General features: G+C 42.3%; 20 protein-coding genes. All 20 read right to left on the minus strand.

Annotated elements, in window-relative coordinates:
• Window positions 1-2: 2 nt before the first annotated feature.
• The 20 genes from D6855_RS13300 to ilvN (D6855_RS13390) all read right to left on the minus strand — a co-directional run bounded on the left by D6855_RS13300 (window position 3) and on the right by ilvN (D6855_RS13390) (window position 21,258).
• A complete protein-coding gene (locus D6855_RS13300; protein WP_120741903.1) occupies window positions 3-881 on the minus strand; it encodes a YitT family protein in 879 nt (292 codons plus the stop codon).
• Entirely contained in the window at window positions 881-2,104 is a 1,224-nt protein-coding gene (gene ilvA / locus D6855_RS13305; RefSeq protein ID WP_120741906.1) for a threonine ammonia-lyase, read from the minus strand. The genes D6855_RS13300 and ilvA overlap by 1 nt, the downstream gene beginning before the upstream one ends.
• Window positions 2,105-3,067, minus strand: coding sequence for a signal recognition particle-docking protein FtsY (ftsY, locus tag D6855_RS13310; protein WP_120741908.1), 963 nt, complete (start codon window positions 3,065-3,067; stop codon window positions 2,105-2,107).
• Window positions 3,067-6,624: a chromosome segregation protein SMC gene (gene smc / locus D6855_RS13315; protein WP_120741910.1), complete on the minus strand. Its 3,558-nt coding sequence runs from the start codon at window positions 6,622-6,624 to the stop codon at window positions 3,067-3,069. The genes ftsY and smc overlap by 1 nt, the downstream gene beginning before the upstream one ends.
• Entirely contained in the window at window positions 6,624-7,319 is a 696-nt protein-coding gene (rnc, locus tag D6855_RS13320; protein WP_199712453.1) for a ribonuclease III, read from the minus strand. The genes smc and rnc overlap by 1 nt, the downstream gene beginning before the upstream one ends.
• Before the next feature lie 51 nt (window positions 7,320-7,370).
• Entirely contained in the window at window positions 7,371-7,607 is a 237-nt protein-coding gene (gene acpP, locus D6855_RS13325; protein WP_120741912.1) for an acyl carrier protein, read from the minus strand.
• 42 nt (window positions 7,608-7,649) lie between these two features.
• Window positions 7,650-8,654 carry a phosphate acyltransferase PlsX gene (gene plsX / locus D6855_RS13330; protein WP_120741914.1) on the minus strand — a complete coding sequence of 335 codons (1,005 nt, stop codon included), beginning with the start codon at window positions 8,652-8,654 and terminating at the stop codon, window positions 7,650-7,652.
• A 124-nt stretch (window positions 8,655-8,778) separates the two neighbouring features.
• Window positions 8,779-8,961: a 50S ribosomal protein L32 gene (gene rpmF / locus D6855_RS13335; RefSeq protein WP_022773549.1), complete on the minus strand. Its 183-nt coding sequence runs from the start codon at window positions 8,959-8,961 to the stop codon at window positions 8,779-8,781.
• A gap of 134 nt (window positions 8,962-9,095) precedes the next feature.
• Window positions 9,096-9,956 (minus strand): AraC family transcriptional regulator, encoded by an 861-nt coding sequence (locus D6855_RS13340; RefSeq protein WP_120741915.1) that lies wholly within the window; start codon window positions 9,954-9,956, stop codon window positions 9,096-9,098.
• A 116-nt stretch (window positions 9,957-10,072) separates the two neighbouring features.
• Window positions 10,073-11,137: a branched-chain amino acid aminotransferase gene (locus D6855_RS13345; protein ID WP_256372326.1), complete on the minus strand. Its 1,065-nt coding sequence runs from the start codon at window positions 11,135-11,137 to the stop codon at window positions 10,073-10,075.
• Window positions 11,138-11,167: 30 nt separating this feature from the next.
• Entirely contained in the window at window positions 11,168-12,526 is a 1,359-nt protein-coding gene (locus D6855_RS13350) for an AI-2E family transporter (RefSeq protein ID WP_120741920.1), read from the minus strand.
• A gap of 22 nt (window positions 12,527-12,548) precedes the next feature.
• Window positions 12,549-13,355, minus strand: coding sequence for an Mrp/NBP35 family ATP-binding protein (locus D6855_RS13355; protein WP_120741922.1), 807 nt, complete (start codon window positions 13,353-13,355; stop codon window positions 12,549-12,551).
• 20 nt (window positions 13,356-13,375) lie between these two features.
• The gene (locus D6855_RS13360) at window positions 13,376-14,335 is read right to left on the minus strand and encodes a glycosyltransferase family 2 protein (protein WP_120741924.1); all 960 of its coding nucleotides are present in this window, start codon (window positions 14,333-14,335) and stop codon (window positions 13,376-13,378) included.
• Window positions 14,336-14,425: 90 nt separating this feature from the next.
• Entirely contained in the window at window positions 14,426-14,917 is a 492-nt protein-coding gene (gene leuD / locus D6855_RS13365) for a 3-isopropylmalate dehydratase small subunit (protein ID WP_120741926.1), read from the minus strand.
• Between the two features lie 10 nt (window positions 14,918-14,927).
• The gene (gene leuC / locus D6855_RS13370) at window positions 14,928-16,199 is read right to left on the minus strand and encodes a 3-isopropylmalate dehydratase large subunit (protein ID WP_120741928.1); all 1,272 of its coding nucleotides are present in this window, start codon (window positions 16,197-16,199) and stop codon (window positions 14,928-14,930) included.
• A gap of 91 nt (window positions 16,200-16,290) precedes the next feature.
• Window positions 16,291-18,627, minus strand: coding sequence for a YfhO family protein (locus D6855_RS13375; protein WP_158589537.1), 2,337 nt, complete (start codon window positions 18,625-18,627; stop codon window positions 16,291-16,293).
• Window positions 18,557-18,727: a hypothetical protein gene (locus D6855_RS16820; protein WP_199712456.1), complete on the minus strand. Its 171-nt coding sequence runs from the start codon at window positions 18,725-18,727 to the stop codon at window positions 18,557-18,559. Before D6855_RS16820 ends, D6855_RS13375 begins: the two co-directional genes overlap by 71 nt.
• 185 nt (window positions 18,728-18,912) lie before the next feature.
• Window positions 18,913-19,941 (minus strand): ketol-acid reductoisomerase, encoded by a 1,029-nt coding sequence (ilvC, locus tag D6855_RS13380; protein ID WP_120741932.1) that lies wholly within the window; start codon window positions 19,939-19,941, stop codon window positions 18,913-18,915.
• A 34-nt stretch (window positions 19,942-19,975) separates the two neighbouring features.
• Window positions 19,976-20,491, minus strand: a complete 516-nt coding sequence (gene ilvN / locus D6855_RS13385) for an acetolactate synthase small subunit (protein ID WP_120741934.1) — start codon at window positions 20,489-20,491, stop codon at window positions 19,976-19,978.
• A gap of 284 nt (window positions 20,492-20,775) precedes the next feature.
• Window positions 20,776-21,258, minus strand: a complete 483-nt coding sequence (ilvN, locus tag D6855_RS13390; protein WP_120741936.1) for an acetolactate synthase small subunit — start codon at window positions 21,256-21,258, stop codon at window positions 20,776-20,778.
• Window positions 21,259-21,268 lie beyond the last annotated feature (10 nt).

The following is a 21,268-nucleotide window of genomic DNA, read 5'->3' on the forward strand; positions in this document are numbered from 1 at the left end:
GCTCACATTCTCTCGTCAAAATAACTCTTATAGCCTTCACCAAAAATCTCGCTTGCACTTGAAACTATCATAAATGCGTTAGGATCCTCTTCTCTTACAATATCCTCTGCAAGGGGAGACAATCTCTTTTTAATGGCACACATGATTACTTTCTTTTCTTCTCCGCTGTATGCGCCCTTACCAAATACGTGGGTTACACCAATATCCAGCTCAGTGAGAAGTCTTGCTGTAATGATCTCAGGTCTGTCTGAAATGATATAGATAAGCTTGGCTCCGTCTCTACCGTAGAGAACAAAGTCCACAACAAAGCTTACTACCATAACAGAAAGGAAAGAATACATTGCTGCAGCCAGGTCGTTAAAGACGATAGCTGCAATGATAAGTACGATCATATCAGTCATGATGTATAAAACACCTGTCTTGATATGCGGATACCTTAGTCTTAACAGTTTAATTATAACATCAGTACCACCGCTTGTTGCGTGACATTTGAAAATAAGTCCGATAGCAACAGCAGTCATGGCTGAACCAAATGTAACAGCGAGGATCATGTCGTGGATCACGTACTGTCCAAAGAACTTGGTACAAAGATCCGTAAACACTGAGATCATCGATGTTGCATATATTGTAGATATGGTAAATCTGATTCCAAATTTCCAAATAGCCACCAGAAGGATCGGGATATTAAGGAGCAAAAACCACATACCTGTTCCAATCCCCACAAGCCTGTTTAAAACAATCGCAAGTCCGGTCATACCACCTGGCGCTAAGTTATTTGGATCAATAAGTAAACTTGTTCCTACGCCGTAGAGCATGGATGCAAAAGTTATAATCAGATACTCACGTATCCTCTTTCTGCCTATTAATTTTTTGGAATTCATTAAATATTAGTCCTTACAATTCTTGGTTTATATCCGTTCTCATTAAGAGCGCTCATGATCTGCTCTTTGTGCTCAGTTCCAAAGGCCTCAAGTGTGATACGAAGCTCAACTGCAGCGCTTCTGTTGATAGAAACAAACTGGTTGTGCTCGAGCTTGATAACGTTGCCCTTTACATCTGCTATTATACCAGATACTCTTGAAAGCTCACCTGGCTTATCAGGTAAAAGAACTGAAACTGTGAATATACGGTCTCTCATTATAAGACCCTGCTGAACCACGGAGCTCATGGTGATAATATCCATGTTACCGCCGGAAAGAACGCAGGCGATCTTTTTATCTTTTACGTTAAGCTGTTTAAGAGCAGCTACAGATAAAAGACCTGAGTTTTCAACTACCATCTTGTGGTTCTCGACCATATCAAGGAATGATACTACAAGGTCCTCATCAGGAACTGTGATGATATCGTCGAGGTTTTTCTGAATATATGGGAAGATGTGCTCACCAGGAGTCTTAACAGCTGTACCATCAGCGATGGTGTTTACTGTATTTAATGTAACTACATGACCAGCCTTAAAGGACTCCTGCATGCAGTTTGCTCCTGCTGGCTCAACGCCAATTACTTTGATCTTGGGATTAAGGAGCTTGGCCAGTGTTGATACACCTGTAGCTAGTCCGCCACCACCAATTGGTACAAGAATGATGTCCACTGTAGGAAGCTCTTTGATGATCTCCATTGCTATTGTGCCCTGACCTGTTGCCACGTCAAGATCATCGAAAGGATGTACCAGAGTATAGCCATTTTCCTTGGCAAGCTCTAAAGCCTTTTCATAGGCCTCATCATATACGTTACCATGAAGAACAACTTCAGCTCCAAGGGCCTTGGTCCTGTTTACCTTGATAAGAGGTGTTGAAGTAGGCATGCAGATCGTTGCCTTAACACCATACTGCTTGGCAGCGTAAGCAACGCCCTGGGCATGGTTACCAGCTGATGCTGTGATAAGTCCCTTCTTTCTCTCCTCGTCAGACATTGTGGTGATCTTGTAGTATGCACCACGAACCTTGTATGCTCCGGTTCTCTGAAGATTCTCAGGCTTAAGATAAACCTTATTACCTGTAGCACCACTCCAGTAATCACTGTAAATGAGCTTGGTATCAAGGGTTACCTTCTTAACGTCTTCGTAAGCTTCTTCAAATTTAGCAAGTGTCATCTTTTCCTGTTCCATTTACTTTTCTCCCTGATCATCTGCAGATTCTTCTGTATTTTCTTTATTTACCTGAAATAATGCATTTACAAAGTCGTCAGAATTAAACCTTTCAAGGTCGTCAATTCCTTCCCCAACTCCAATATATTTAACCGGAATATTAAGCTCAGATACAATTGCTACTGCAATTCCTCCCTTGGAGGTTCCATCAAGCTTGGTTAAGATGATTCCAGTAAGATCCGCAGCCTCGCCAAATTCTCTTGCCTGCATGATGGCATTCTGACCTGTAGTTCCGTCAAGTACAATAAGATTTTCCCTGTAGATTCCAGGAAGCTCTTTATCGATGATCCTGTTCATCTTGGCAAGCTCTTCCATGAGGTTTTTCTTATTGTGAAGTCTTCCGGCTGTATCAACTATCAGAATATCGCAGTCCCTTGCCTTGAAGGCTGAAGCAGCATCATAGATAACGCTTGCAGGGTCTCCGCCTTCTCTGCCTGTAATAATTGGGCAGTCAGCTCTCTTAGCCCATTCCTCAAGCTGCTCTGTAGCTGCAGCTCTGTAGGTATCTGCTGCTGCGATGATGACTTTTTTGCCTTTGTTTTTAAAGTTAGCTGCAAGCTTTCCAACAGATGTGGTCTTACCTACGCCATTTACGCCTATAATAAAGACTACTGTCTTTTTCTCCTCAAAGTCATAGGCGTTCTCCCCTGTCTCCATCTGCTTCCTGATGGTTTCAACAAGAAGGTTTCTGCACTGGGATGGAGCAACGAGGCTCTGTTTTTTAACCTCAGCCCTAAGGTCGTCCATAATCCTGCTGGTGGCATTAACTCCTATGTCACCCATGATCAGAACTTCCTCAAGTTCCTCATAGAAATCCTCGTCAATTATGGCACTCTCGTAGATGACATTATCGAGGTTCCATAAAAGAGTATCTCTGGTTTTAGCAAGTCCATTCTGAAGTTTCTTAAAAAAGTTCATTGCCATTAGTTGGTGAGCTCCTTATCAATAAGGTTGACACTTACAAGAGTAGATACTCCCTTCTCCTGCATTGTAATACCGTAAAGTCTGTCTGCACTTTCCATTGTACCTCTACGATGTGTAATAACTATGAACTGAGTGTTCTTAAGTTTGTGTAGGTACTTGGCAAACCTTACAACGTTGTTTTCATCAAGGGCAGCCTCGATCTCATCAAGCAGACAGAATGGAGATGGCTTAAGGTTCTGGATAGCGAACAAAAGAGCTATCGCAGTGAGAGCCTTTTCACCACCGGACATCTGCATCATGTTAACGAGCTTCTTTCCTGGTGGCTGAGCATTTATCTTGATACCTGCCTCAAGGACATCCTCATCCTCTGATAGTTCAAGTGTACCCTTACCACCGCCAAACATCTCTTTAAATACCTTGTCGAACTCCACGTTAATCCTTGCAAACTGCTCAACGAACTGCTTACGCATGGATTCATCAAGGTCCTTGATTATCTCTTTGAGCTGCTGCTCAGCAGTAATGAGGTCATCATGCTGAGTCTTCATGAATGTATATCTCTCCATGAGGTTCTTGTAGTCCTCAATGGCGTTGACGTTTACATCACCAAGCTTCTTAATTGAATCCTTAAGGGAGCTTGTCTCTTTCTTCATGGCAGGGATATCAGTCATTTCTTCATCCCTCATGCCAGCCGCATCCGTCAAAGTGATCTCATATTCATTCCACATGTAGTTGATCTGAGCTTCAATAGCTTCCTGACATCTCTCTTTTCTTCCAGAAAGTCTAATTACTTCTTTATCCAGATCAGACATGTGCTTATTAAGCTCTTCTGTCTTATTAAAGAACTCCTTCTGTGAAACAGTAAGTTCGTTCTTCTTTTCTTTCTTTTCATCCAGCTGCTTGGAAGCCTCAGAGTGAACATCTGCGGAAGCCTCGATTGTAAGCCTTATCTCCTCGATATCCTTCTTGCTCTGAGCCAGAGTCTCTTCGTTTTTCTTAAGAGTCTCCTGGATCTCTAAAAGAGCTGCCTCTTCAGTTTCAATCTCGCTGTCAACACGGTCAATGTTGGCCTGGGCAAATTCCTGCTTCTGGGCAATCTTCTCATACTGGATATCCCACTTGGCAACATTCTCGTTTTCACGCTCCTCAACAGTATGGAGTTCCTCGAGCTGTCCCTGGAATTTGGTCACCTTCTCAGAGCACTCTTTTTCGGTAGTTTCTGATTCTGCAAGCTGAGAAAGAGCTTCTTCCTTCTCCAGATTGATCTCGGAAAGTCTCTTCTCGATCTCATCATTTTCAGTCTTGAGGTCAGAGTAATTGCCCTTCTGCTCCTTCTGACGGTTTTCCTCGTTCTCTACATTGATACGGGCTGTATTCTGAGCGATGAACTTATCCTGAAGTGAAGTCCTAAGCTCCTCAGCAAGAGACCTAAGTTCATTTCTCTTAGCCTTGGAGTCTTCAATCTCCTTCTGGATCTCCTCGGCCCTGTCTTTATACTTCTTGACGTTCTTTTCAAGGTCCTCCATCTCTCGTCTTCTACCAAGAAGATTGGAGTTGTTCTTGAACGCACCACCACTGATGGCACCACCTGGAACAAGAAGCTCACCCTCTAATGTGACCATACGGACTGTATAGTTGTACTTGCGGGCGATCTTAACTGCATTATCTACGTTATCTACAGCAACGATCCTGCCAAGCATAGCCTTGGCAACACTCTTGTACTTGGGATCAGTGTTTACAAGTTCATCAGCCATGCCAAGAACTCCAGGCTCTTCCAAAGCTTCCTTGGCCTTAAGTTCCGGAGGATTGTCAAGGGATGTAAGTGGAAGGAATGTAGCTCTTCCTGCCTTGGTATCCTTAAGGTATTTGATCATCTTCTTGGCTGTCTCTTCGTTGTCAGTAACAATGTTCTGAATGTTACCGCCAAGAGCAACCTCAATGGCTGTTTCGTACTTGGGCTCAGTCTTGATGATATCGGCAACAACACCAATAATACCCTTGGTGTCATCCTTCCTCTCCATGACCTTCTTAACTGATCCGCCGTAGCCTTCGTATCTCTCAGTAAGGTTAGCAAGAGCTTCAAGTCTTGACTTCTCCTGCTGGTAAAGCTCCTGAGTCTTACGAAGCTCTGTATCCTTAAGAGACATGTTTTCTCTGATGCTGACAATCTCAGCATCTGTCTCTTTTTGTTTCTTGTTCATTGTTGAGATCTCAGCTGTGATGCTGTCGAACTCATCGCGGAGCTTTTTAAGAGTCTCTTCCTGCTTGGACTCATCAGATCTGGCCCTTACGAGCTTACTTGTAAGCTCAGCCTTTCTGATGTTGACCTGCTCCTTCATGGTATCGAGGGATGAGAGCTTTGACTTGATGTTAGCCCTTGTCTCAAGAGTCTTGATGATAGTGCTCTTGCACTCCTCGATCTCATTGTTGATATCTTCTATCTGGGAAAGAACCTTATCCAGCTCTTTTCTTGCTTCATTTCTGTCTGCTGAAAGAGCCTTAGCTTCCTTATCTATTTGCTCCTTCTCTTCAAGGTATTTGTCCTTTTCCTTGTTTCTGGCATCGAGCTTTTCCTGCTCGTCCTTTTCTCTTTTTCTGAAGTGAGCATCATTATCAGAGGCAGATTTGATCTTCTCATTAAGGATTCCGATCTGTCCCTCTAATTTCTCTTTTGTAACAGAAGAATTGGTGATCTTGGTTCTGATCTCTTCAATCTCTTTGTCGATCTCTTCGATCAGCTTCTGGATGTTCTCATATTCTTCCTTGGTCTTGTCATACTGAACCTTGGCCTCTTCAAGAGCTTCTGAAGCGATATCAAAGTTCTTGCTGGCCTCTTCAAACTGTTCCTTCTGATGCTTGTTTTCAACAAGGAACATGTTTACATCAAGAGTCTTAAGTCTCTCTTTGTACTTGAGGTATTCCTTGGCAACCTCAGACTGTTTCTCCAAAGGTCCGATCTGTTTTTCAAGCTCAGACAAGATATCAGAAAGTCTTGTGAGGTTGAGCTTCTCCTCCTCAAGCTTTTTAAGAGCAGTTTCTTTTCTTGCCTTGAACTTAACGATACCAGCAGCCTCATCAAAGAGGTTTCGTCTGTCCTCAGGCTTACTTGAAAGGATCTGGTCAATCTGGCCCTGTCCGATTATGGAATAGCCTTCCTTACCGATACCTGTATCCATAAACAGTTCATTGACGTCCTTAAGTCTGCAGGTTGAGCCGTTGATCATGTACTCACTCTCTCCAGAACGGTAAAGGCGCCTACTTACAGTTACTTCATCATAATCAATCGCAAGGGAATGATCGGAATTGTCCAAAGTGATGGCAACAAAAGCATAGCCCAGGGGCTTACGAAGCTCTGTTCCCGAAAAGATTACATCTGTCATGGCTCCGCCACGCAGCTGCTTAATACGCTGCTCACCAAGAACCCATCTCACGGCGTCAGCAACATTACTCTTACCTGAGCCGTTAGGTCCTACGATGCCAGTTATACCATTATGAAAATCAAACTTTATCTTATTGGCAAAAGATTTAAAGCCATGGATCTCGATACTTTTTAAATACATTACTGCTTATTTTTTAATACAAGAATGGCCTTGTAAGCTGCCTGTTGTTCAGCGGCCTTTTTGGTCTTTCCTGTCCCCTCTCCCAAATTATCATCTCCAACGAAAACGCGAACCTCAAATATTTTATCATGTTCAGGTCCACTTTCGCCAGTTATTTCATACCTTACTTCGCCAAGATTCTCTCCCTGAGCTATCTCCTGTAAAATAGACTTACTGTCCACAAACATCTGGACCGCCTCTATATTTGAAAGGATATAAGCGTCAATAAACCTCTTGGACTCCTCAATACCGCCGTCCAAAAACAGCGCACCAATTACAGCCTCCATAACGTCGGCTATTATTGATTCCTTATTCCTGCCTCCAGTTGACTCCTCTCCCTTGCCAAGCTGGATGTAGTCCTTAATGCCAAGGGCAGCTGCGTCATAAGCAAGAGCACCCTCGCATACTAAAGAAGCTCTCATTTTGGACATCTCTCCCTCTTTCTTGTCAGGGAAAGACCTGAAGAGGTAAGCGCTTGAGATCATCTCTAAAATGGCGTCCCCCAAGAACTCCAGTCTCTCATAATCAGGCTTTTTATTGATCTTTTGTTCGTTGACAAAAGAGCTGTGGGTAAACGCCTGTGTGATGAGAGCTTTATCTCTAAAGGTATATCCAATAAGCTTCTCAAATTTAGCAATATCTGTTTCTTTTAACATAAAAACTCCAAAAATAAAATTAGAGGCAGCTTCACGCTGCCTCACATTTAATTATTTATTTGAGATAGCATTTTTCAAAAGCTCAACAGCCTCACCAACTGTTGTGATATTCTCAGTCTGCTCAGGATCGATCTGAACATCAAACTCATCCTCAAGTCCCATGATAATCTGGAAAAGGTCAAGTGAATCTGCACCGAGATCTTCTGTAAATGTAGTCTCAAGCTTGATCTCCTCAGGATCAACGTTGAGTACATTAGCAATAACTTCTTTCATCTTCTCAAATTCCATATTATGTCTCCGATCTTTTAAAAATATATTATCAGCGCTTGTTTACTCTGAAATCTTTGCGCTAATCTTCTCACTTATTCTCTGTTCTGTAAAGGTCACACACTGCAGAATTGAGTTTTTAACCTCAATATCACTGGCGCTTCCATGGGTCTTGACTACAAGTCCCTTAAGTCCCAGCATTGGAGCTCCACCATACTGATCCATGCTGTAATTTGAAAGTGTCTTCTTAAGATCCTTCTTGATAAGAAGCGCACCAATCTTGGTCTTGAAGCTGCTAAGAAGGCTCTTCTTGATAACATGCATAAGTGACTTGGCAACGCCCTCATACATCTTGAGGATAACATTACCTGTAAAGGCCTCACAAACAATAATATCAGCATATCCAGCCGGGATATCTCTTGCCTCAATACTTCCGATAAAGTTTATATCAGGACAGTTCTTAAGAAGTGGGAATGTCTCTTTTACAAGAGCGTTACCCTTCTCCTCCTCAGCGCCGATGTTAACGATACCAACTGTAGGATTCTTGATGCCCATGATGTTCTCCATATATACGGTTCCCATCTTGGCAAACTGTACAAGGTGATTGGCTCTGGCATCCACATTGGCTCCGCAGTCAATAAGGAGTGAGCTTCCCTTCTCAGTTGGGATAAGTGGAGCAAGAGGTGCTCTGTCTACACCCTTAAGTCTTCCTACGATAACCTGGCCACCTACCAGTGTAGCTCCAGTTGATCCAGCTGAAACATAAGCATCAGCTTCTCCGTGGTTGACCATATACATGGCCTTAACAATAGAGGAATCTTTCTTTTTACGGATAGCCATTACTGGTGGCTCTGCCATCTCAATGACTTCTGTAGCATCAACAACCTCTATCTTGTTACTATCGAATTGGTATTTGGAAAGCTCAGCCTCAACCTTAGCTTTCTGACCTACCAGAAAGACCTTGAGATTGTCTGATTCCTTGATGGCATCAACTGCACCCTTAACTGTAACGTAAGGAGCGTTGTCACCACCCATTGCATCAACTGCAACTCTTACAATTTCAGCCATGTTTAGTCTCCATATTTTTAATTTGAACAAAATCTAGTGTACTAAATGAACACACAAAAATCAAGGCTTTCTGACATATGCCAGAAAGCCTTTAAGCTCTTGTAAAATATTGGGTTTACTAAAATTATGCCTCAACTTCAACAATGCTCTTCTTGTTGTAGTAACCGCACTTCTTGCAAGCGCAATGTGGCTGCATAAGAGCTCCACAGTGACTACATTTAACCAAAGTAGGAGCTGTCATTTTCCAGTTAGCTCTTCTCTGATCTCTGTGTCCTTTTGATGACTTATTCTTTGGGCAGATTGACATTTCAGTAACACCTCCTTACTGTATCCGTATATGGAACTGCCGCAGTGACGGCAATCAATTACGTTTAATCATTAGCGTACTAAGCTATTTTATATGCCAGTATACCATTTGTCAACAATTATTTTTATATATCATCATCTATTGCAGTTCTGAGAGTACTTTTTAGGTGAAATACCCACAGATTTAGTAAAGGCCTTAAGGAAGTTGCTGTAGTCAGAAAATCCACATTTTTCGCACACTTCACTTACTCCAATGCCCTCAGCCAAAAGAGATTTTGCTATGGAAATTCGTCTGGCCGTCATGTACTTATTGATGGTTGTTCCAGTTGCTGACTTAAATATCCTGCAGATATAGGACTCACTGATAAAAAACTGTTTGGAAAGATCCCCTATACTGATAGGATACTGGATATTGTTATTAAGATAAGAAAGAATGGCATCAACCTGCTCGTTATATGTGGCAGTCTGCTCATTGCCCTTCTTGTCCTCTTTGTCCTTAAGGAGCTTGTTGATCATTACAAAAAGCTCTGTAAATGTAGCTCTTTCAAGAAGATCATGGCCATATCCATTGCTGGTTACGATCTTATTTACAAAGTAGAGGAAACGGCTCTGCTGATCCTGACTAAGGCTTATCTTATGAGTAAACCCTTCTGGCCTGTTTGAAAAGCAGGCATCCAGGTTAGTCTCCTGTGTGGAAATACTCTTCATATAATCAGGATCGATCATGATAACGATCCTCTCATGAAGCTCCTTGTCAATCTGAGTAAGGTAATGAGAGTCATACTGATTAATAAGGAAAAGATCTCCCGGCTGAATATCATATACCTGATTATCAATAAGGAACTGTTTGCCGCCAGAAATTGAGAAATACACCTCATAGCAGTCATGAATGTGCATCTCCATAGCCTTCTCATCCTTATATAGATGTGCTACAGAGAAATACTTATTCTCAATGCTCTGCGCCATGGCTTCCTTACAAGAATTAAGCTCTTTCAAAACAATCTCCTGTATAAATCAAAACAAAAAACAACTGCCCATACACTATACCAAACTTGGCCCAAAATTACAAAAGCCGGATGGAGAAATCTCCACCCGGCAAAAATGCGTTATTATTATTTGATCTCGTGGATCCATCCTTCTGGAGCCTCAACTGTACCCATCTGAATACCCGTAAGAGTATCATAGAGCTTCTTGATAACAGGTCCCATTTCCTCGCAGCCATCCTTGAAGACGATCTCTTTTCCGTGGTCATTGATCTTGCCAACAGGACTGATAACAGCAGCTGTTCCACAAAGACCCATCTCAACGAACTCAGGAACCTCAGAAAGCTTAACTGGTCTCTCCTCTACATTAAGGCCAAGGATCTCTTTAGCCACATAGACAATAGATCTTCTTGTAATAGAAGGAAGGATTGAATCTGTGTGTGACTTAGGAACTACAAGTCCGCCATCCTTGGTTACAAAGATGATGTTAGCTCCACCAGTCTCCTCGATGTAAGTTCTTGACTCAGCATCAAGATAGACATTCTCAGCAAATCCCTCTTCATGAGCAGTAACAATTGCATGAAGGCTCATTGCGTAGTTAAGTCCTGCCTTGATATTACCTGTTCCGTGAGGTGCTGCTCTGTCGAAATCACTGATCTTAACTGTGATAGGCTTAGCACCACCCTTAAAGTATGGTCCAACAGGTGTTACGAAAATTCTGAACTGATACTCATCAGCTGGCTTAACACCAATTACATTGCCTGTTGCAAACATAACAGGTCTGATATATAAAGTTGCACCGCTTCCGTATGGTGGAACCCAGTCCTTATTAGCAGCTACAACCTCTTCTACTGCCTTGATAAATCTATCTTCAGGGAATGCTGGCATCTCAAGACGCTTAGCTGAATCAACCATTCTCTGAGCGTTGAGGTCAGGTCTGAAGGTTACGATCTTGCCATCCTCTGTCTCATAGGCCTTAAGACCTTCGAAACACTCCTGTGCGTAGTGAAGAACACCTGCATCTTCGCTAAGTACAACCTTGGCATCCTCTGTAATGACGCCGTCATCCCACTTCCCATCCTTGAAATTGGATACATATCTCTTGTCAGCTACATGGTAAGCAAAACCAATGTTAGCCCAATCTAAATTCTTCTTAGCCATATCTGTATCAGTCCCCTTCCTGTACTTTAGCACTTCAAAGCACTAATTAGTAACAATTATAATTCATTTTTTCTTCGCGTCAAGCTTATTATTACCACTAAATATCCTTTTAAATGTGGATGCTTTTTTCACCGCATTGAACTTGGTATTGGACTTGTCGCTAAGAAGCTTGTATTCTTTGTCTTCTATATAAGCCAGATCGTAGTAATCACCTGTAAATTCAGACAGTTCTTTCTGCCGCAGGTAATGATTGGTCACTCTTGATACAAGGGCATAAAATACCGCAAATACAGGAACTCCGATAAGCCATCCAACAATGCCCCAAAGGCCACCAAAGAAGGTGATCGAAAAGATAACCCAAAAACTTGAAAGGCCTGTTGAACCACCAAGGATCCTTGGACCAAGGATATTGCCGTCAAACTGCTGAAGAAGTATGACAAATATCAGGAAAATAAGGGCCTGTATGGGTTCAATCAGCACAAGTAAAAGGGCTCCTGCTATTCCACCAATGTATGGGCCAAAGAAAGGAATGATATTGGTGACACCAACTATAACTGAGATCAGCACCGGATAATTGATGCCAAGGATGAGACATCCAAAATAGCAGATAACTCCGATTATTATAGAATCAATAAGCTTACCACCGATAAATCCCTCAAAGGTGTTGTGGACAAATCTAAATCCGCCCACCAGCTCGTTGGCAAAGTCTTCCTTAAAGAAAGCATAAGCCATCTTCTTGCCTCTTGTTGTGAATCTCTCCTTGGAGTTAAGGACATAAATAGCAACAATAAAGCCGACTACGAAATCAAATATTACTCCAATGACAGAGAACACACTCTTAGAGGCATACTTAACAATGGTACCAACCTCAGGTATATAAGGCTTGATATTCTGGGTAATAAAGCTTGATAAAGTCGCATAATACTGAGTCAGCTGAGAATCAATAAATGCGTTGAGATCTGGATTGTTCTCAAGGAGCAGGTTGGAATAATCATCAACATTCTTGATATATATAGGAAGGTTGTTGATGATCTCTCTGATACTGCTGATGAGCTGAGGAATAATAGAGCTAAAGAGCAGGTACAATATAAATATGAAGATCAGCATGGTGAAAAGAACTGCGAAAGCCCTCATCTGTCTTCTCTTTTTCCAATTTGCATTCTCAGCAAAAGAGATATCATAGCCCCTCTTTTTATAGATAGGCTTTAAGAATTTCTCCTCAATGGTATCCTGCAGAGGAATAAGTATATAAGCTATGATCACGCCAAGAATAATACCAGAGACAGAGTCAATGATCTTTTCAAAGAAATCCACGATGATATTGCCATGGAACAGGAAGTAATAGACAAGAAGTGATGCTACCACCACCAAAAACAGTGTTACTCCCCAGGTAATCTGGTTTTTCTCAGGTTTCATCTTCATAGCTTAAGCTCCAATTAAAAAATTATTCCTTCATACCATCTAAAACTGAAACAAGGCTTTCAAGGCCTTCAAATTCAATATCTTCAGCAAGCCCGGCGTCGCACTTTGCTGCAAAATCAGGATTCATAGGAATCTTGCCAAGAACACTAAGTCCAAGAGATGCTGCATAGGAATCAATCTTGCTCTCTCCAAACATGTAAATAGGTTCTCCGCAGTGAGGGCATGTCATATAGCTCATATTCTCTACAAGACCAAGAACCGGAATGTTCATCATTTTGGCCATATTGATAGCCTTCTCAACGATCATTCCAACAAGCTCCTGAGGTGTAGCAACTACAATGATCCCGTCAACAGGAAGTGACTGGAATACTGTAAGAGGAACATCACCTGTTCCAGGAGGCATATCTACGAACATATAGTCCACATCGCCCCAGTTTACATCTGTCCAGAACTGCTTAACAATACCTGCAATTACAGGACCTCTCCAGATAACAGGATCTGTTTCGTTGTCCATGAGCATGTTAAGGGACATTATCTTCATTCCGCCTCTTGTTACAGCAGGAAGAAGTCCAGTTTCGTCTGCGAAATTCTCTTTTCCAATACCAAACATCTTGGGAATTGACGGGCCAGTGATATCTGCGTCCATAATAGCCACCTGGTGGCCCTTTCTGCTCATGGAGATAGCTGAAAGACCTGTTACAAGGCTCTTGCCAACTCCTCCCTTACCACTTACAACTCCGATAACCTTTTTGACGTGACTATATTCAGAGAGCTTAGCTCTCATATTGTCTTCCATCTCTTTTTTGAAATCTTCTGGTTTCTTAGCCATTTTATAAATACTACCTACCTTTACTTCTTAATCTCTGAATCATCAAGATATGATTCTATGATAAATCTTGGCCTGTTCTTGGTCTCAAGATAAATCTTGCCAATATATTCGCCTATCACACCAAGGGATATCATCATAAGTCCCCCGATAAACCAGACTGAAAGAACCGTTGTAGTCCAGCCAGGAACTGTCTGATTCTGGAAATAGCGAACGATAGAATAAATGAAAACCGCAATGCTCACAAGGAAGATAAAAATACCAAGTCCAGTAATGAGCTTAATTGGCTTTGTTGAAAGACTTGTGACGCCTTCTACAGCAAATGCAAGCATCTTCTTAAGAGGATACTTGCTCTCTCCTGCAAATCTCTCTGCTCTCTCGTAGTAGACCACATCACTCTTAAAGCCTACCATAGGAACAATTCCCCTAAGGAAGAGATTAACTTCTCCAAACTCAGCAAGTCCAAGGAGAGCACGTCTGCTCATAAGTCTGTAATCAGCGTGATTATAAACAGTGTTGGCACCAAGGCCATTCATCATCTTATAAAAGCCTTCAGCAGTAGCTCTTTTGAAAAAAGTATCTTTAGCCCTCTTGGATCTGACGCCATAAACCACATCGACTCCCTCGTTGAACTTGTCGATCATAGCCTCAATGGCATCGATATCGTCCTGAAGGTCAGCATCAAGGGAAATTGCGCAGTCACAAAAGTCCTTAACAGTCATAAGGCCTGCAAGGAGCGCATTCTGATGTCCCATGTTCCTGGAAAGATTGATGCCCTGGAATATAGGATCCTGATAATGAAGATCAGAAATAATGTCCCATGTAGAATCCTTGGAACCATCATTAACAAAGACAATCCTGCTGTCTGCATCTATTTTATTTTTTGAAATAAGGTCTCTTAACTTTTCGCGAATGCGAGTTGAAGTTTCAGGCAGAACCTCCTGTTCATTGTAACAGGGTATTACACAGAATAGCCTTCCCATACAATCCTCCAATCAAATTACATACCTTATTATAATAATACATTTGCATAAATAACGCCACAGCTAGAAAGCCGTGGCGTCAAGAATTTCTCACTCTTTTGAATTGATGTAATTAACAAGTCCCTCTGAATCGATTATCTTCTGCATGAATGGAGGGAAAGCCTGCCCCTTAAAGGTTTTGCCAGTAGTCTCATCTGTGATGACACCTGTATCAAAATCGATTGAAACCACATCTCCAGCACTTATGTTGTCAGGAGCATCCTCACACTCGATGATGGGGAGTCCAATGTTTATGCTGTTTCTGTAAAAGATCCTGGCAAAGCTCTTGGCAATTACGCAGGAAACTCCTGCAGCCTTTATGGCTATTGGCGCATGCTCTCTTGATGATCCGCAGCCAAAGTTCTTGTCCGCAACAATGATATCTCCAGCCTGCACCTTGTTTACAAACTCCTTGTCGATGTCCTCCATGCAGTGAGCAGCAAGATCCTTAGGATCTGTACTGTTTAAGTATCTTGCAGGAATAATAACATCTGTATCTACGTTGTCTCCATATCTAAAAACTGTTCCCTTAGCAGCTTTCATATCTTCCTCCTTAAAGTCCAAGCTCTGATGGCTGTGACAATTTTCCTGTAACTGCGCTGGCTGCTGCTACTGCAGGTGAAGCCAGGTAAATCTCAGAGTCTATGGCGCCCATTCTGCCAACAAAGTTCCTGTTTGTGGTGGATACGCACTTCTCACCAGAAGCAAGAACTCCCATATATCCGCCAAGACATGGGCCGCAGGTAGGAGTAGATACAATAGCTCCAGCCTCAATAAAGGTGCGAAGCAGTCCCTCTTCCATAGCCTGAAGGTATATCTTCTGAGTTGCAGGAATAATGATGCATCTCATGCCTTCAGCGATATGTCTGCCTTCAAGAACCTTTGCAGCGCATCTAAGGTCATCGATACGTCCATTTGTACAGGAACCGATTACGACCTGGTCAACCTTGATCTCATCGATATTATCAAAGGTATGAGCATTCTCAGGAAGATGAGGAAATGCAACAGTTGACTTAAGAGTGCTAAGATCGATCGTGTACTCAGCGTCATACTCAGCATCAGCATCTGCCTCAAATACATCGTAGCTCTTTCCGGGAGCATGCTCCTTAAGATACTCAATAGCGATGTCATCTACAGGGAAGATTCCGTTCTTACCACCGGCTTCGATAGCCATGTTGGCAATAGTAAATCTGTCGTCCATGGTGAGGTTTTTGATGCCCTCTCCCACAAACTCCATTGATTTATAAAGCGCTCCGTCAACACCGATCATTCCGATGATGTGAAGGATAACGTCTTTTCCGCTTACCCACTTTGAAGGAGTTCCAACGATGTTGAACTTAATCGCAGAAGGAACCTTAAACCAGGCCTTACCAGTTGCCATTCCAGCAGCCATATCAGTTGAGCCGATACCTGTTGAAAAAGCTCCAAGAGCTCCATATGTACAGGTATGAGAATCAGCTCCGATTATAAGGTCTCCAGGAACTGTAAGTCCTTTTTCTGGTAAAAGAGCGTGCTCAATACCCATCTGTCCAACTTCAAAATAGTTAGTGATCTTATTCTTAATAGCGAACTCGCGAACGCACTTGCAATTCTCTGCTGACTTGATGTCCTTGTTAGGAACAAAGTGATCAGGAACTAGCGCGATCTTATCCTTATCAAAAACTCCGCCTTTTGTAAACTTCTTCATCTCGCCGATGGCAACAGGGCTTGTGATGTCGTTGCCAAGAACAAGGTCAAGCTCCGCCTCAATAAGCTGTCCTGCTTCTACATGTGAAAGGCCTGCATGCTTAGCAAGAATCTTCTGGCTCATGGTCATTCCACTCATACCGTCTTATCTCCTTACCCATTTCTTAATTATTATCAATCAGATAATAGTAAATATAACATCCATCAATGCATCAAACAACATAACAAATTTAATCGTTTTTCTTGACCTTTTTTAACATTACCACATAGGCGCCTATGATTGCCAGTGCTGCAATAGAGCAGACAATACCGGAAACTCTGCCCTCAGGGGTGTATGTAACCCTGATATTATGCACTCCTTCAGAGACAGGGATCGCCATAAGGCCGTAATCAGCTGTGTATATAGGTGTTTTCACTCCATCTACCTGGCAACTGAACCCTTCAGTATTTGGAACTGAGAAAAAGAGAAGTCTGTCTCCTTCAATATTACTGGTAACAGCGCTAAATCCATAAGTATCAGTTTCAAAACTTTCGCAGGAAGTCTTAGCTCTGTCCTTGCAGGCAAGTGTAAACTCGTAGTAGTTAATTGGATTCTCTGTGAGCTGCTCTGCAGTAAGCTCCTTCATATCAAGCTTACCCGTAAGCTTTATTGCATCCTCATCAGATAATATCAATACCCTTGCAAGATCAAGATCCTGCTCCTTAGCCTCAAGGTCCTCCCATTCCGACTCTGTTATGAAATTATCGTAGGTAAATCCCATAGGGATATAGTTGGTGTTCTCAAAGATATCAAAGCCATCCTGGGTATCAACATAAACATAGCCGTCAGTACCTTCGTCATTGAAATACACCCTGTTTTTGCTGATTACAGCATTTTCAAAGTAGTACTTAGCAGACAGGATAGCCCTTATTCCAGCTCTTTCTACAGGAATATTGGTCTCAACTGTCCTAGTTATCCCTGCTGATCCCTCAAGGAAGTCAAAGACTTCAGAAGGAACAGTACTTAAAAAGCAGTGGATAGAAGGTATCCCCCAGACCATATCATAGTTGGTGGATGTCGAATCCACCTCTCCTCTCAGGAACTGACTCTGGTCAACCTCCACCTTGTTAAAGAGCATCTGCTCCTGCCACATCTCTTTTCCCGTGTCACTTATGATGGAGCTGCCATTCATGACAGGGACATAGGTTGCTATAACGCAGGATACTATCACAAGCCCCAGCACTATGGCATCTCTTATGTATCTCTTCTTGGGCAAAAGAAATACTGCCACAATAAGGAATATCACCAGAATACCGGTAAAAAGAACGTCCCTTAGGAAAATCGAGGAGTTCTCCGTCATGTTAAAGAACTCTATCTCTCCGTTTTCATCTGTGGAAGGCAGCAGGTATAAGAGCGAAAAGAATAAGAAAAAGAGAACTTCTAAAGCCGCGCCTTTTTTTAGCTGATCAGTTCTGCCCCTTTCAGCTACCTGTACCGTCTCAAGGCTCATGATAAGAACCGGTATATAGAACCACCTTGCATAATATGAATTGTTAAAAAGCGAATATGAAGAATTAAGAACCGGTATAAGCGCAGTCACAAGAAAGATAATAGTAAGTGTCTTCTCCCACCTGCACTTTTTCCTGTTCATCAAAAAGAAAGCAATTACTCCAGCTATTCCAAACATTGGAAGGTAAGTTGCAAGAGAAGCATTCTTAACAGTCGTTGTATAGAACAAAGTACCCTTGCCAATAATATCAGGGAGCATAACAAGGCTCTTAAATATATCCCAGATAAGCTTGCCACTTGGATATATCAGCATATTATAGCCAGTAAGCACGTTACTGAGCCTGGAATTACCATGAATTCCATAAAAAGCCGGCAACAGGAAAAATCCGGCAAGTAAAACACCTGTCGCTATTCCAAGTACAAACCTTCCCTGCCTTACCAGAAATTCCTTAATATTCTCGCATTTCACGTATCGAACCAGAAAATAGATAACCAGAAATAGAACCTGACCAAAGAAGAAATAGTAGTTAATGATGGACATAAACGCCGTCATAACCACAAACTTTATAAACTTTCTACCAGAAAGCTTAACCTTGCCATCAGCAAAGCTCTCTTCTTCCATCAGTTCCTCAAACAGAATCAGATAAAGCGGAAAAAAGCACACTGAATCCGTAAAATGATTGAACACTATATTGCAGGCATTAAACCCGGAAAACGCATACAGATACCCGCCGATCATTGCATAGGTATACTTATTAACATATCTTCTGATATACAGATAAGCCGTTGTTGCCGCTATACCATACTTAAGCGCCATCAAAAACGGCATAAGATAGGGAATCGCCCCTTCAGGAAAAAGAACTGTCACCCAAAAGAATGGACTTCCCCACAGATAAAACGAGAAATCACCAGCCATGGATCCACCCAGATCCACATTCCAGTTCCAGAAAAACTCTCCGCTCCTGACCGCTCTGTGCGCCAGTATATAGAACGGAATCTGCTGCACATTATAATCCCCATAATAAAAGAACGGCAGTCCTCTGGACACCAATATCGGCGTAATCGCCAATATATACATCAGAACCCCGCTCAAAAGCATTACTATTACTGTATTTTGCTCTCTCTTTTCCGTCTCTCTCATACTGCTCACACAAACCCGTTAAACTTTTCTCAAACATGATTATACCACTTTTTAAACTAAATACGGGACTGAAAGAATAGTATATTCTTCGCAGGGCCTTTGAGCCGGCCGGTACTTAGCGAGGTATTACCGAGCTTAGTACCGCTGCCAGGCGAAAGGAACGAGAGTGTCCCAAGAAAATATACTATCTTTCAGTCCCGTAATAATTCAAAAAGTAGATTATCAGTTGTTGATAAGCTTATCGGATTCGTTGTTCCAGCTGTAGAGTTTGCGGATCTCGGCGCCAATCTTCTCTGATGGGTGCTCAGCGTGAAGCTTACGCATTGCCTGGAAGTGTACCTGTCCGCCAGCCTCTGACATGTCGAGAAGGAACTCTTTTGCGAATGTTCCATCCTGGATGTCTGCAAGGATCTTCTTCATTGTCTTCTTGGTCTCATCTGTGATGAGCTTAGGACCTGTTACGTAGTCACCGTACTCAGCTGTGTTGGAGATTGAGTATCTCATTCCAGCAAAACCTGACTGATAGATAAGGTCTACGATGAGCTTCATCTCGTGTACGCACTCGAAGTATGCGTTTCTTGGATCGTAACCAGCCTCAACAAGTGTATCGAAACCAGCCTGCATAAGTGCGCAAACACCACCGCAAAGAACTGCCTGCTCACCAAAGAGGTCTGTCTCTGTCTCTGTTCTGAATGTTGTCTCAAGAAGACCAGCTCTTGCTCCGCCGATACCAGCGCCATAAGCAAGTGCAAGATCAAGAGCCTTACCTGTAGCATCCTGCTCAACAGCTACAAGACAAGGTGTTCCCTTACCAGCCTGGTACTCAGAACGTACTGTGTGTCCAGGAGCCTTAGGAGCGATCATAGCTACGTCAACATCCTTAGGAGCCTTGATAAGTCCAAAGTGTACGTTGAAGCCGTGTGCGAACATAAGCATGTTACCTGGCTGAAGGTTTGGCTCGATGTCTTCTCTGTACATCTTAGCCTGCTTCTCATCGTTGATAAGGATCATGATGATATCAGCCATCTTAGCAGCCTCTGCTGTATTGTAAACCTTAAGTCCCTGAGACTCAGCCTTAGCTTTGCTCTTTGAACCCTCGTAAAGACCGATGATTACGTTGCATCCTGAATCCTTAAGGTTAAGTGCATGAGCATGGCCCTGTGAACCATAACCGATGATGGCAATTGTCTTGCCCTCAAGTAATGATAAGTTACAATCTTCCTGATAAAAAATTCTTGCATCCTGTGACATGTTAATATCCTCCATTTATTCTTTCTATTTTTCCTTATTCATCAAGGTAAATAACCTTGTCGGTACCTCTGCCAAGACCAGCAATTCCGGTTCTCGCAAGCTCTAAGATCTCATAGCCTTCAAGAAGCTTTAAGAAAGCATCTACTTTTGACTGGCTACCAGTGATCTCGATAATAAGCGAATCCGGGCTTACATCAACGATGTTGCCTCTAAAGATATTGGCTGTAGCAAGAATGCTCTGCCTCTTATCTGCCTCAGCTCTTACCTTGACCATGGCAAGCTCTCTGTAGACCGAGTCATCTGGAAGAAGCTCATGAATATCTCTTACATCTACAAGCTTACGCACTTGCTTCTCAATCTGGTCAAGTATCACATCATCTCCTGATGCAACGATTGTGATCCTGGTAAACCTTGGATCAGCTGTAACACCGGCTGTAATACTCTCGATGTTGTAGCCTCGTCTTGAGAACAAACCTGAAATTCTTGAAAGAACACCAGGGTTGTTATCAACCAAAAGCTGAAAGACTTTTTTCTTAACTTTTGTGCTCATAAATCTCCTCTCAATCTCAGATATTATCTAGCACCTTTAGCACTTTAAAGTGTGATGTTTGTATCCTAAATATCTTCGATTTTTCATAGGATTTTGGTTGAAATTCGACCGTTTTTGAATCAATTAAGTCAAATTATACTCCTTTTAAGGTTTGTGTCAACCAAAATTTCTTTTAAACTTTAAACCGCAATCATTTTACCGTACTAAAGTACCCTTTCAAAATAATATCCTGCCAGCAAATATTTCAATCTGCCAGGCAGGATAAAGATCAGTAAATCAAAAGCTTAGTTTTCGTTGCACTTGGTAAGTGCCACGGTTCCAGTCCTTGCAATCTCAACTATGCTGACGCTCTTAAGCATCTCAATAAAGAGCTCGATCCTCTCGGAGGTATCACAGATCTGGATGATCATAAGATTCTTACTCATATCTACGATCTGGGCATTCATGATCTGGCAGTTCTCCATGATATCCCTTCGGTTTTCCTTGTTGTATTTAACCTTAATAAGCATGAGCTCTCTGTTTATGGACATGCTCTCCTTAAAAGTCTTAACCTTGATGACATCGATCTTTTTATTGAGCTGCTTTTCAATCTGCTCAATGGTCCTCTCATCTCCTGTTGAGACGATAGTCATGCAGGACACAGCCCTGTCAGCTGTTTCACCAACAACTAGAGAGTCGATATTAAAATTCCTTCTTGAGAAAAGACCTGCTACCTTGGAAAGTACACCAGCTCTGTTCTCTACTAGTACTGAATATATTCTCTTCATATTCATTCCC

The sequence above is a fragment of the Butyrivibrio sp. CB08 genome (assembly GCF_003625485.1).
Lineage (GTDB): Bacteria > Bacillota > Clostridia > Lachnospirales > Lachnospiraceae > Butyrivibrio.

Excerpts from the sequence above, each read along its gene's own strand:
- D6855_RS13300 (WP_120741903.1), bottom strand. The coding sequence starts at position 881 with ATGAATTCCAAAAAATTAATAGGCAGAAAGAGGATACGTGAGTATCTG.
- ilvA (WP_120741906.1), bottom strand. The coding sequence starts at position 2,104 with ATGGAACAGGAAAAGATGACACTTGCTAAATTTGAAGAAGCTTACGAA.
- ftsY (WP_120741908.1), bottom strand. The coding sequence starts at position 3,067 with ATGGCAATGAACTTTTTTAAGAAACTTCAGAATGGACTTGCTAAAACC.
- smc (WP_120741910.1), bottom strand. The coding sequence starts at position 6,624 with ATGTATTTAAAAAGTATCGAGATCCATGGCTTTAAATCTTTTGCCAAT.
- rnc (WP_199712453.1), bottom strand. The coding sequence starts at position 7,319 with ATGTTAAAAGAAACAGATATTGCTAAATTTGAGAAGCTTATTGGATAT.
- acpP (WP_120741912.1), bottom strand. The coding sequence starts at position 7,607 with ATGGAATTTGAGAAGATGAAAGAAGTTATTGCTAATGTACTCAACGTT.
- plsX (WP_120741914.1), bottom strand. The coding sequence starts at position 8,654 with ATGGCTGAAATTGTAAGAGTTGCAGTTGATGCAATGGGTGGTGACAAC.
- rpmF (WP_022773549.1), bottom strand. The coding sequence starts at position 8,961 with ATGTCAATCTGCCCAAAGAATAAGTCATCAAAAGGACACAGAGATCAG.
- D6855_RS13350 (WP_120741920.1), bottom strand. The coding sequence starts at position 12,526 with ATGAAGATGAAACCTGAGAAAAACCAGATTACCTGGGGAGTAACACTG.
- D6855_RS13355 (WP_120741922.1), bottom strand. The coding sequence starts at position 13,355 with ATGGCTAAGAAACCAGAAGATTTCAAAAAAGAGATGGAAGACAATATG.
- D6855_RS13360 (WP_120741924.1), bottom strand. The coding sequence starts at position 14,335 with ATGGGAAGGCTATTCTGTGTAATACCCTGTTACAATGAACAGGAGGTT.
- leuD (WP_120741926.1), bottom strand. The coding sequence starts at position 14,917 with ATGAAAGCTGCTAAGGGAACAGTTTTTAGATATGGAGACAACGTAGAT.
- leuC (WP_120741928.1), bottom strand. The coding sequence starts at position 16,199 with ATGAGTGGAATGACCATGAGCCAGAAGATTCTTGCTAAGCATGCAGGC.
- D6855_RS13375 (WP_158589537.1), bottom strand. The coding sequence starts at position 18,627 with ATGTATATATTGGCGATTACGCCGATATTGGTGTCCAGAGGACTGCCG.
- D6855_RS16820 (WP_199712456.1), bottom strand. The coding sequence starts at position 18,727 with ATGTTTGAGAAAAGTTTAACGGGTTTGTGTGAGCAGTATGAGAGAGAC.
- ilvC (WP_120741932.1), bottom strand. The coding sequence starts at position 19,941 with ATGTCACAGGATGCAAGAATTTTTTATCAGGAAGATTGTAACTTATCA.
- ilvN (WP_120741934.1), bottom strand. The coding sequence starts at position 20,491 with ATGAGCACAAAAGTTAAGAAAAAAGTCTTTCAGCTTTTGGTTGATAAC.
- ilvN (WP_120741936.1), bottom strand. The coding sequence starts at position 21,258 with ATGAAGAGAATATATTCAGTACTAGTAGAGAACAGAGCTGGTGTACTT.